Here is an 11,361-nt window from a genome sequence, read left to right as displayed (position 1 = left end):
CTCCCATACCCATAAGTTACTGACACAAGGACGAAGGACAGACCAACCCCGATGGAGACTAGCTCAACCGCGCTCGACAGCGCATTCTGGATCACCGGCGGTGCCATCCTCCTCCTTCTGGTTCTCTCCGCCTTCTTCTCCGGCTCCGAAACCGCGCTGACCGCCTCGTCGCGCGGCAAGCTTCGCTCGATGGCTGACAAGGGGTCGCGCGGGGCTGAAACCGCGCTGAAAGTGACCGAAGACAACGAGCGCCTGATCGGCTCGGTGCTGCTCGGCAACAACCTCGTCAACATCCTTGCGGCCTCGCTCGCCACCTCGATGTTCACACGCATCTTCGGGGACAGTGGCGTCGCGCTGGCCACGCTGGTGATGACGCTGCTGGTCCTGATCTTTGCCGAGGTTCTGCCCAAGACCTACGCGATCCTCTACTCGGAATCCGCCGCCTCGGCCGTGGCCCCGCTGATCTCGGTCATCGTGCGCGTGCTGGCCCCCTTCGTCGGGGCCGTGCGCCTGCTGGTGCGCGGTGTTCTCATGCTCTTCGGGGTCAAGGTCGACCCCGACCACCAGATCCTCGCGGTGCGCGAGGAGATCGCGGGCGCGCTTCATCTCGGCCACTCCGAAGGTGTCGTCGAAAAGGAAGACCGCGACCGTATCCTCGGCGCGCTCGACCTCGGCGACCGCACGGTCGAAGAGATCATGCTTCACCGTTCCAACATCGAGATGGTCGACGTCGACAAGGCACCGCTGGAGATCCTGCAGCAATGTCTCGACAGCCCCCACACGCGGCTGCCGGTCTATCGCAACGAGCAGGAAAACATCATTGGCGTGGTACACGCCAAAGACCTGCTGCGGTCCATGCACGGGATGGTCACCGCCGAGGGCGAAACCGACGCGCTGAGCCGATTCCGCATCACCGATGTCGCGACGCCGCCCTACTTCGTTCCCGAGACCACGACGCTGGACGACCAGATGCGCCAATTCCTGCGGATGCGCACCCACTTCGCGCTGGTGGTCGACGAGTACGGCTCGCTGCAGGGGCTGATCACGCTCGAGGACATCCTCGAGGAGATCGTCGGCGAGATCACCGACGAGTTCGACCCCGACGCCGAGCCCGAGCTGATCCCCGACAGCCACGGCAACTACGTGGTGGACGGGGCCATGACCATCCGCGACCTGAACCGCGCGACGGACTGGACGCTGCCGGACGAGGAGGCCAACACCGTGGCCGGTCTGGTGATCCACGAGGCGCAGATGATCCCCACCGTCGGGCAGGTCTTCTCGTTCCACGGCTTCCGCTTCGAAGTCATGTCGCGCGACGGCAACCGGGTGACGCAACTCAAGATCCGTCCGCTCTGACCTCCTGCAACGCCGGGCCGGAATGACGCCACGGCGCGCTGGCCCGACGCCCGACGCAGGTCTACCCTGTGCGCGGAGGAACCATCATGACCATTTCAGACGCCCGTTCCATTCTGCCCACCCACGACGTCAGCAACCAGCCCGCGCTTCGCGGCGACGCTGACCTCTGGGCCGATGACACCATTCTGCGCGAAGCCATCGCCCGCGAAGGCGGCCAAACCGAGACGCTGGCCCCCTACGGCAAGACGCTCGGCACCGCCGACATGCGCGAGGCCGCGCGCGACGCGAACCGGCACCTGCCCGAGCTCAAGCTGTTCGACACCGGCGGACGCAGGCTCGACGAAGTTCGGTTCCACCCGGCCTATCACCGATTCATGGAGGCGACGCAGTCCGCCGGCTACTGCGCCGTCGCCTGGGAAGGGCGACCGGGCGGGCACGTGACCCACGCCGGGATGGTCTACATGGCCAGCCAGGTAGAGCCCGGCCACTGCTGCCCGATGACGATGACCTACGCCGCCGTTCCGGCCCTTGCCGCCGCGCCCGACCTTGCCGCGACCTGGGTCCCCAAGCTGACCGCGCGCAGGTATGACCCTTCGACCCGCCCCATCGGGGACAAGGCGGCGGCAACCCTCGGCATGGCGATGACCGAGAAGCAGGGCGGCTCGGACGTGCGGGCGAACACCACGCGTGCCATGCGCGATGGTGACACCTGGCGGCTGACCGGTCACAAATGGTTTTGTTCTGCCCCCATGTCCGACGGGTTCCTCACCCTTGCGCAGGCCCCCGGCGGGCTGACCTGCTTCCTCGTCCCGCGCTGGCTGGAGGGCGAGCGCAACGCGCTCCAGATCATGCGGCTGAAGGACAAGCTGGGCAACAAGTCCAATGCCTCTTCCGAGGTCGAGTTCACCAACACGCTGGCCTACCAGGTTGGCGACGAGGGCAAGGGCGTCCGCACCATCATCGAGATGGTGCACCACACCCGGCTCGATACCGCGCTGGCTCCCGCCGGGCTGATGCGGGGCGCGCTGGTCGAGGCACATCACTGGGTGTCGCGCCGCAGCGCCTTCCAGCGCCGCCTGATCGACCAGCCGCTTATGCGCGCGGTGATCGCCGACCTCGCACTCGATGTGGAAAGCGCGCTGGCCCTCGGCCTCCGCGTCGCCCGCGCCTTCGACAGTGACAGCGAACAGGACCGGGCGCTGGCCCGCATCTCGGTGGCTCTGGCCAAGTTCCTCAGCAACAAGCGCTGCCCCGTCGTCACCTACGAGGCGATGGAGGCGCTGGGCGGTATGGGCTACGTCGAGGACACCCCGATGCCCTTCTACTATCGCGAAGCACCGCTGAACGGCATCTGGGAGGGCTCGGGCAACGTCATCTGCCTCGACATCCTGCGCACTCTCGCGCGCGAGCCGCTGGCGGTGGAGACGCTGCGCGCCGAACTTCAGGACGCGATGGGTGCCGACCGCCGTTTCGACGCCGCGCTGGCGGCCCATCTCGACCGCTGGCCCGCCCTGCCCGACGAGGCCGAGGCGCGCTGGTTTGCCGAGCGGACGGCACTGCTGCTCTCCGCCTCGATCCTGCTGCGCCACGCCCCGGGTGCGGTGTCGGACGCCTTTGTCGCCACCCGGATCGCAGGGGAAAGCGGGAGGATCACCGGGGCCATGGCAGGCACAGACGTCTCCGCCATCCTCGAACGGATCGCCCCGGCGGCCTGATCGCAGCCTGTGTCTCCGGGCCCGAGGGCCCGGAGCAGACCGTCAGGCCCGCAGCCGCGCGCCCTCCGGGTCAAAGGGCGGTGCGTCGAGAATACGGGCCTTGTGCGGGCGGCCCAGCACCATGACATCGACCTGATCACCGGGCGCAGCCCCCTTCACATAGCCAAGCGCCAACGACATCCCGACCGAGTAACCATAGGCACCGGACGACACGCGCCCGATCCCCGTACCATTCATGAAGATCGGCTCGCCCCCGGTGGCATCCGCGTTCGATGCCACCGTGTCCGCTTCGTCAAGCGCAAGGATCACGAGGTGTTCCCGAGCCGTTTCGGCCATCGCCTTTGCCGCCGCGTCCCGGTTCAGGAACGGCTTGTCGAGCTTGCAGAGCCGATCCAGCCCGACCTCCTGCGGCCAATACTCTGGGCTATACTCACGGCTCCACGAGCCATAGCCCTTCTCGATCCGAAGGCTCATCAGGGCCCGCGCCCCGACCGGACCGGCCCCCAGCACCTTGCCCGCCTCCAGCAGCGCGGCGTAGAGCTTGGCCTGGTCTTCGGTGGCACAATGCAGTTCCCAGCCGAGGTCGCCGGTGAAGGAAACACGCAGCGCCATGACCTCCACTCCGGCCAGCACGATGCGGCGCGAGGCCATGAAGGGGAAGTCCGCAGTCGCCAGCGACGCATTGGTCAGCGATTGCAGCAACTCCCGCGATTTCGGCCCCGCCACGTTGAAGCCGCAGACCGCCTCGGTCAGGCTTTCGAAGACCGTGCCTTCGGGCAGCGGCACCGCCTTGAAGTACCGCTGGTGATAGCGTTCCGCCATGCCCGACCCGATGATCCAGAACTCGTCCTCGGCCAACCGCGTGACGGTGAAGTCGCCCGCAATGCCGCCACGCTTTCCGATCAGAGGGGTAAGGCACGACTTGCCGACGGTCTTCGGCATCCGGTTTGCAAAGAGCGCGTTCAGCCAGTCCTCGGCCCCGGCGCCCTTCACGCGGTACTTGGCAAAGTTCGAGATGTCGATGATCCCGGCCTTGTCACGCAGCATCCGGCACTCGGCCCCGACCGGCTCCCACCAGTTCTGGCGGGTAAAGCCGTTGGTTTCGGCGACCCCCGGCTGAGAAGCAAACCACATCGGGTGTTCCCAGCCGTAGTTCAGGCCAAAGACCGCGCCCATCGCCTTCTGGGTCTCATAAACCGGCCGGGTCCGCACCGGGCGTCCGGCCGGGCGTTCCTCGTTCGGGAAGTGGATCGAGAAACGGGTGGTATAGACCTCGCGCACCTTGGCCTTGGTAAACACCTTGTCCGCCCAACTGCCGAACCGCGCGATATCCCAGGGGAACAGGTCGTACTGCATCTCGCCTTCGATCATCCACTGGGCCGCCATCAGGCCCATGCCGCCGGACTGGGAAAAGCCGGGAATGATCCCGTTACAACAGAAGTAGTTGTTCAGTTCCGGCACCGGGCCGAACAGCACGTTGGAATCGGGCGACCAGATCATCGGCCCGTTGATCACCCGCTTGATCCCCGCCGTACCCGCCACCGGAACCCGCTCGATGGCGCGCATCACGTTGGGCTCGATCCGCTCGATATCGTCCTGGAACAGGTCGTGCCCGAAATCCATCGGCGTGCCGTCCTCGGCCCAGAACCGCATGTCCTTCTCGTAGGCCCCGATCAGCAGCCCTTCGCCCTCGTGACGCATGTAGTACTCGCCGTCGCGGTCCGCGATCGAGGGCAGCAGGCGGCCAAGCGCCGCGATCTCGGGGATCGGCTCGGTCACGAAATACTGGTGCTCGGTCGGTTGCAGCGGCAGGGTGATGCCAGCCATTGCCGCCACCTCGCGCCCCCAGAGCCCGGCGGCGTTGACGACCCACTGGGTATGGATGTCGCCCTTGGTCGTCCGCACAATCCAGCTGCCATCCGCCTGCGGCTCGGTTCCCAGCACCGGCGTATGGCGATAAATCTCGGCGCCCCGTTTGCGCGCCCCGGCGGCAAAGGCCATGGTCACGCCCGAGGGATCGACCTTGCCCGCATCCGGCTCGGACATGATGCAGCGGATACCATCGAAGTTCACCAGCGGGTGCAGCCGCTCGGCCTCGTCCCGGGTGATCTCGAAGAAATCGAAGCCATAGTTGCGGGCCTTGGCGGCCTGCAGGCGCAACTGGTGTTCGCGCGCCTCGGTCTGCGCCAGGTACAGATACCCGGAATGGAACACGCCGCAGCCCTGCCCCGTCTCGGCCTCAAGCTCCTCGTAGAGCTTCATGGTGTAGTATTGCAGGCGGCTGATGTTGGTGTTGTCGTGCAGCCCGTGGATGTTGGCCGCCGCGTGCCAGGTCGAACCCGACGTCAGCTCGTCGCGCTCCAGAAGAACCACGTCGCTCCAGCCGAGCTTGGCAAGGTGATAGAGGATCGAGCAGCCGATGATTCCGCCGCCGATCACGACGGCCTGGGCATGGGTGCGCATGGAAACTGTCCTTAGGTGACCGATGTTTCCAGCACCCTGACGCCCCGATTTCCGCGCCACTTTGCGATTCGCGACATCTGCGGTCGCTGACAAACCGCGCCGCGGGATTCACTGCTGTGCCGGAAGGCGAGACCGCCGCCCTCCGGCCCGTGTCAGCCGCGCTTCAGCGGCCGCGCATCGCCAGGAGCGCGATGGCCCACTTCGTCAGTTCCTTGAGCATGAGTTCCGCGCCCTCTTCCATCGGGTCGTTGGGAACAAAGGCACCGTCCGGCCCGATGGCCTTGCCAACGAAGGGCACCGGCACCACCTGCGGCAGCGCCACCATGCCGAGGTTCCCGATCAGCTGGCGCAGTTCCTGTGCCGAGCGCAGACCGCCCGAGATGCCACCATAACAGACCACGCCTGCCGGTTTGTACTTCCACTCCTGCGAGAGGCACTGCAGCGCGTTCACCAGCGTCGCCGGCGGGAAGAAGTCGTATTCCGGCGTCACGAAAACAAGGGCGTCGGCAGAATCGACGATCTTGCTCCAGGCCTTGGTATGCTCTTTCTCATAGGCGCGCTGAGCCGGGTGCTTGGCTTCGTCCAGAAACGGCAGGCCGACGTCCGCGAGGTCCACGAGTTCGACATCGAACCCGCCGTGGCGTTCGGCCGCGCGCGTGACCCAGTTCGCGACGGTCGGACCGACCCGACCCGGGCGGGTCGAACCGATGATGATTTTCAGGCTGAGGGACATCGACTTCTCCTGTCATTCCTTGGACGGCGCACCGGCGGTATTTGCCTGCCGTGATGAGAGAAACCTAACCGTTTCAAGGATCGTCGCAAGCACTCGCGGCCGCCTTGGGACATACCGAACAGGCGAAAGACCGCATTGGCCGTCGCCGCCTCCGAGTGTGCCATTCAGAGGGCAATGTCGGTGTCCGCCCGCAAATCCGCGCCCGGCACTCGGCAACAGATGCGACCAAAACGACACCTTCTGTCGCGGGTCGACATGCCATCCGCGCGGCGAAACCGGATGCTCGGCGCAAGTCTAGCTCACGGAGTTCCCATGAAAACCACTACCCGCGTTGCCGTTATCGGAGGAGGTGTCGTCGGCTGTTCGGTGCTGTACCACCTGACCAAGCTCGGCTGGTCCGATGTCATGCTGCTGGAAAGGTCCGAACTGACGTCCGGCTCGACCTGGCACGCGGCAGGTGGCTTCCACACGCTGAACGGCGACACCAACATGGCGGCGCTTCAGGGCTATACCATCCGGCTCTACAAGGAGCTGGAAGAGATCACCGGCATGTCCTGCGGCCTGCACCACGTGGGCGGCGTCACGCTGGCCGACAATAAGGACCGCTTCGACATGCTGCTGGCCGAACGGGCCAAGCACCGCTTCATGGGGCTGGAAACCGAGATCGTCGGCCCCGAGGAAATCGCCAAGATCGCCCCGATCACCAATCTCGATGGCGTCATCGGCGCGCTCTACGATCCGCTGGACGGTCACCTCGACCCCTCCGGCACAACCCACGCCTATGCCAAGGCCGCGCGCATGGGCGGTGCAACCATTGAAACACACTGCATGGTCAAGGAAACCAACCAGCGCCCCGACGGCACATGGGATGTGGTGACCGACAAGGGCACCATCCACGCCGAGCACGTGGTGAACGCCGGTGGCCTCTGGGCCCGCGAAGTGGGTGCCATGGCGGGCGTCTACTTCCCGCTGCACCCGATGGAGCACCAGTACCTCGTCACCGAGGAAGTGCCCGAAATCGCCGCGATGATCGACGCGGGCGGCGAACATCCGCACGTCATGGACCCGGCAGGCGAAAGCTATCTCCGGCAGGAAGGCCGCGGCCTCTGCATCGGCTTCTACGAGCAGCCTTGCCGCCCCTGGGCCGTCGATGGCACGCCCTGGACCTTCGGCCACGAACTGCTGCCCGACGACTTCGACAAGATCGAGGATTCCATCGCCTTCGCCTATCGCCGCTTCCCGGTGCTGGAGCGCGCGGGCGTGAAATCGGTCATTCACGGCCCCTTCACCTTTGCCCCCGACGGCAACCCGCTGGTCGGGCCGGTGCCGGGCCTTCGCAATTACTGGTCGGCCTGCGGCGTGATGGCCGGGTTCAGCCAAGGCGGCGGCGTCGGCCTGACGCTGGCACAATGGATGATCGAGGGCGAGCCCGAGCGCGACGTCTTCGCCATGGACGTGGCCCGCTTCGGCAACTGGATCAGCCCGGGTTACACCCGCCCGAAGGTCATCGAGAACTACCAGAAGCGCTTCTCGGTCTCCTATCCGAATGAGGAGCTCCCGGCTGCGCGGCCCCACCGCACCACGCCGATGTACGACATCTTCACCGAGATGGGCGCCGTCTGGGGCCAGCAGTTCGGGCTGGAAGTTCCGAACTACTTCGCCGTCGGCGATGAACCAACCTATGAAACCCCGTCGTTCCGCCGCTCCGACGCCTTTGGCGCCACCGCGCGCGAAGTCATGGGCGTGCGTGATGGCGTTGGCATCAACGAGGTCCACAACTTCGGCAAGTACCTCGTGAAGGGCCCTAGTGCCCGCGCCTGGCTCGACCGCATCATGGCGGGCCGCGTGCCCCAGCCGGGCCGCCTGAGCCTGACCCCGATGCTCTCGCCCAAGGGCAAGCTGATCGGCGACTTTACCATCTCCTGCCTCTCCGAGGAGGAGTTCCAGCTGACCGCCTCCTACGGCGCGCAGGCGTTCCACTACCGCTGGTTCCAGCAGCACCTCGAGGACGGTGTCACCGTCGAGAACATCTCGGACAAGCGCAACGGCTTCCAGATCGCGGGGCCCAAGGCGCTCGAGGTGCTGGCTGCCTGCACCCGCGATGACGTCGCCTTGATGAAGTTCATGGATGTGCGCAAGGTCGTTGTCGGCATGGCCAACTGCATCGTGCAGCGGGTCAGCTATACCGCCGACCTCGGCTACGAGATCTACTGCGACCCGATGGACCAGCGCCAGCTCTGGCACACCCTCTGGAATGCCGGCAAGGCGCACGGCATGGTGCCCTTCGGAATGCGGGCGATGATGTCGCTGCGCCTCGACAAGTTCTTCGGCTCGTGGATGTCGGAGTTCTCGCCGGACTACACGCCGGGTGAAACCGGGCTCGACCGCTTCATCTCGTTCAAGAAGAACACCGACTTCATCGGGCGCGGCCCCGCCGAGGCCGAAAAGGCAGCAGGCAGTGCCCGCAAGCTGGTGGCCTTCGAAGTGGAGGCCGACGATGCCGACGTAAACGGTTACGAGCCGATCTGGCTCGATGGCGAGGTCGTGGGCTTCTGCACCTCGGGCGGCTATTCGCACTTTGCCGGTAAGTCGATCGCGCAGGGTTTCGTGCCCACCGGGCGCGCCGCGGACGGGCTGAAGGTCGAGATCGAGATCCTTGGCCAGATGCGCCCCGCCACGCTGATCACCACACCGCTGTTCGACGCCGACGGCGCGCGGATGCGCGGCTGACCCTTGTTGCATGGCGCGTGCCCTTCTAGGGTCGCGCCATGCGCTCTAGTCTTCCCATCATCGTGCTTGCGGCCGGGCAATCCTCGCGGATGCGCGGGCGCGACAAGCTCCTCGAAGAGGTGGACGGCCTTCCGCTGGTCCGACGCCAAGCGCTGCTGGCGCGTGGGGCCACCGACGGCCCGGTCATCGTCGCGCTGCCTCCAGAACCACATGCCCGCTACGGCGCGCTGGCCGGGCTCGACATCACGCTGCTGCCGGTTCCCGATGCCGCCGAGGGCATGGGCGTTTCGCTGGCCCGCGCCTTCGCCGCACTGCCAGAGGACACCAAGGCCGCAATGCTCCTGCTTGGCGACCTCCCGGAACTGCTGATGGAGGACCTCACGAACCTCCTTCAAGCCGTTGATACGAATTCAGAAATATTGGTCTGGCGCGGAACCACAGAGGATGGAAAGCCCGGACATCCCATCGTGTTCGCGGCAACGCTGTTTCCCGCCCTCCGCGCGCTCTCCGGCGATGATGGCGGCCGCGCGGTTGTGGCCTCTGCCGGGGATCGCGTCATGCTGGTGCCTCTCCCGGGGCAGCGAGCCCGGCGCGATCTCGACACGCCCGAGGACTGGGCCGCGTGGCGAGCGGAACAGCCAACGCCCTGAAAGGCAAAGAGGCAGGGCCTGATGACCCTGCCTCCTGACCGCGTGCCCCGAGCCACGCGAAACGAGCTGCATATTCGGGGAAGAGAGGCCCGGGCGTCTGCCCTAGAACGCCACCAGCTGGGCCTCGTGTTTCTTGAGCGAACGCCGGGCGGCATGGTAGCCGTCAAGACCTTCGCGTGTCTCGAGTTCGGGGAACAGGTCGAAGATCTCGCGGCGCTGGGCGTCCGCGACGCTGCCAAGCGTCTGGTCGCCGGGCTGAAAGCTCTCGGTCCAGGCGCCATCGGACAGGACGACTTCGTGCTGATCGAACATGAAATGGATGTAGGTGATGCCGCTGGTCTCGACGGTCTCGATCCCGGGCCGGCCGGTGAGGTGCTTTGCGGCGACGAGGACTTCGCTGTCCTCGAAGTAGAGTGCGGTCGTTTCGTTGGCGACCAGAACCCGGTGGTTCGGGGACACCATCATGTCGCGTTCGGGCAGACCATTCCCAAGCGCGCCCTTACGGATACGCACCGGACGTAGGTGCGCCTCACGCGATAGTCGCCCGGCGGATAGGTGCGTCTGCGAAACCCAGCGGATCGTCTGGATGCCGTTGTCACGAGTGATCACGCGGTCGCCGATTTCCAGCGCCTCGGCAGGCACCTCGCCCTTCGGCGTGGCAATCAGAGTTCCGGGCGTAAAGCATGGCGGCGGAGGCGTGTCCGGCGGGCCGTCATCGTCACAGTCGTCGTCGTGATGGTGCCCATAGCCGTGGCCGTGGCCCTTGCCATGCTCGTGGTGCGGGTCGTGCCCCTTGCCCTTTTCCGAACCGTCATCGTGGTGACCATGGCCGCCGGTCGGGTTGCCATGCTCGTCGCAGTCGTCCTTCACGTCCTTAACCATCGTTGTCTCCTGGGCGGCACCGAACCCGCCATCCGCCGAAGCGGCCACTCAAACCACACCCGTTCATCGGAACCGGACCACTGGGACGACCGGCCTTGGCATAGGGAGGCAGAAGATGTCCGGACAGGACGTCACAACCGTCGCTGGCGCTGGCAGGCGCCATCGTCGTTGGAACGTCACCGGCTGCTTGGCAGCGTTGCGATCCGGAACTTCTCCTGCGCATCCTGCGATGCCGGAAAGGCTCGGTCGCCCCCGTGACCTCAGTCTTGTGCCCCCCAGTTGGGCCATTCCTGAATACCGGTGCGGGGGTAACCTCGAAAGAAAAAATTTGAGACGAATGCGCCGCGTCGATGGGCAAGTTTGCAGCTGCAAGATGGTCCTACACAACCGCAGGGACGATAACCGTTTCCATTCCAGAGATGATTTCACGAGGAATTCGAGGGGTTTCCCGACAGAATAGCGGTTTCGGACCGATACACGTCTCGAATCCATCCCTCATTGTCGCACAACCAGAACCAGTAGAGCAGGATCACGCCGGTACACCCTGCTGCCCGGATTTTGCCACCTGCGCCCGGTGAAAGCGCGAAAACATTCGCAACAATCGCCATCTGAGAAGCCGATTGATCATCAATTTGCGCGATTTCAGCGGGAATTTTGGCGCGAATCAGGTGGCAATCCGGCGTTTCAGGCACTTGCAACCCCCGGATGGAGCTATCGTTACCATCCGCGATACGCTTCCCGATGCTCCTCAGTTGCGGAGTGAGCTCTGATGCACTGGGGAATCGAAAGCGCCCGATCCGCAAACCCGACGCCCCACGCGGCCGGCCTCCAC

Annotated in this window: 7 protein-coding genes and 1 pseudogene; 4 read left to right on the top strand and 4 right to left on the bottom strand. The window is 65.5% G+C overall.

Annotation, left to right across the window (positions count from 1 at the left end):
- The first annotated feature begins 51 nt into the window (after positions 1-51).
- Entirely contained in the window at positions 52-1,356 is a 1,305-nt protein-coding gene (locus DDT93_RS03780) for an HlyC/CorC family transporter (RefSeq protein WP_109464445.1), read from the top strand.
- An 86-nt stretch (positions 1,357-1,442) separates the two neighbouring features.
- Positions 1,443-3,071, top strand: coding sequence for an acyl-CoA dehydrogenase family protein (locus DDT93_RS03775; protein WP_109464444.1), 1,629 nt, complete (start codon positions 1,443-1,445; stop codon positions 3,069-3,071).
- A 42-nt stretch (positions 3,072-3,113) separates the two neighbouring features.
- Here DDT93_RS03775 and DDT93_RS03770 read toward each other — a convergent pair whose 3' ends face one another.
- Positions 3,114-5,534: a GcvT family protein gene (locus DDT93_RS03770; protein ID WP_109464443.1), complete on the bottom strand. Its 2,421-nt coding sequence runs from the start codon at positions 5,532-5,534 to the stop codon at positions 3,114-3,116.
- A gap of 163 nt (positions 5,535-5,697) precedes the next feature.
- Positions 5,698-6,267: an NADPH-dependent FMN reductase gene (locus DDT93_RS03765; protein WP_109464442.1), complete on the bottom strand. Its 570-nt coding sequence runs from the start codon at positions 6,265-6,267 to the stop codon at positions 5,698-5,700.
- A gap of 312 nt (positions 6,268-6,579) precedes the next feature.
- On the opposite strand from DDT93_RS03765, the gene DDT93_RS03760 reads away from it, so the two are divergent.
- Both DDT93_RS03760 and DDT93_RS03755 read left to right on the top strand, forming a co-directional pair.
- On the top strand, positions 6,580-8,997 hold the full coding sequence (locus DDT93_RS03760) for a GcvT family protein (protein WP_109464441.1): 2,418 nt from the start codon (positions 6,580-6,582) through the stop codon (positions 8,995-8,997).
- 38 nt (positions 8,998-9,035) lie between these two features.
- A complete protein-coding gene (locus DDT93_RS03755; protein ID WP_109464440.1) occupies positions 9,036-9,647 on the top strand; it encodes a nucleotidyltransferase family protein in 612 nt (203 codons plus the stop codon).
- A gap of 102 nt (positions 9,648-9,749) precedes the next feature.
- Here DDT93_RS03755 and DDT93_RS03750 read toward each other — a convergent pair.
- A pseudogene (locus DDT93_RS03750) lies at positions 9,750-10,334 on the bottom strand (Hint domain-containing protein); the annotation flags it as partial.
- Positions 10,335-10,954: 620 nt separating this feature from the next.
- Positions 10,955-11,221: a hypothetical protein gene (locus tag DDT93_RS26405; RefSeq protein ID WP_157960097.1), complete on the bottom strand. Its 267-nt coding sequence runs from the start codon at positions 11,219-11,221 to the stop codon at positions 10,955-10,957.
- Positions 11,222-11,361 lie beyond the last annotated feature (140 nt).

Source organism: Albibacillus kandeliae, from assembly GCF_003116585.1.
Lineage (GTDB): Bacteria > Pseudomonadota > Alphaproteobacteria > Rhodobacterales > Rhodobacteraceae > Albibacillus > Albibacillus kandeliae.
Note: the sequence above shows the minus strand (reverse complement) of the source record. Positions and strands in the feature narration are given on the sequence as shown.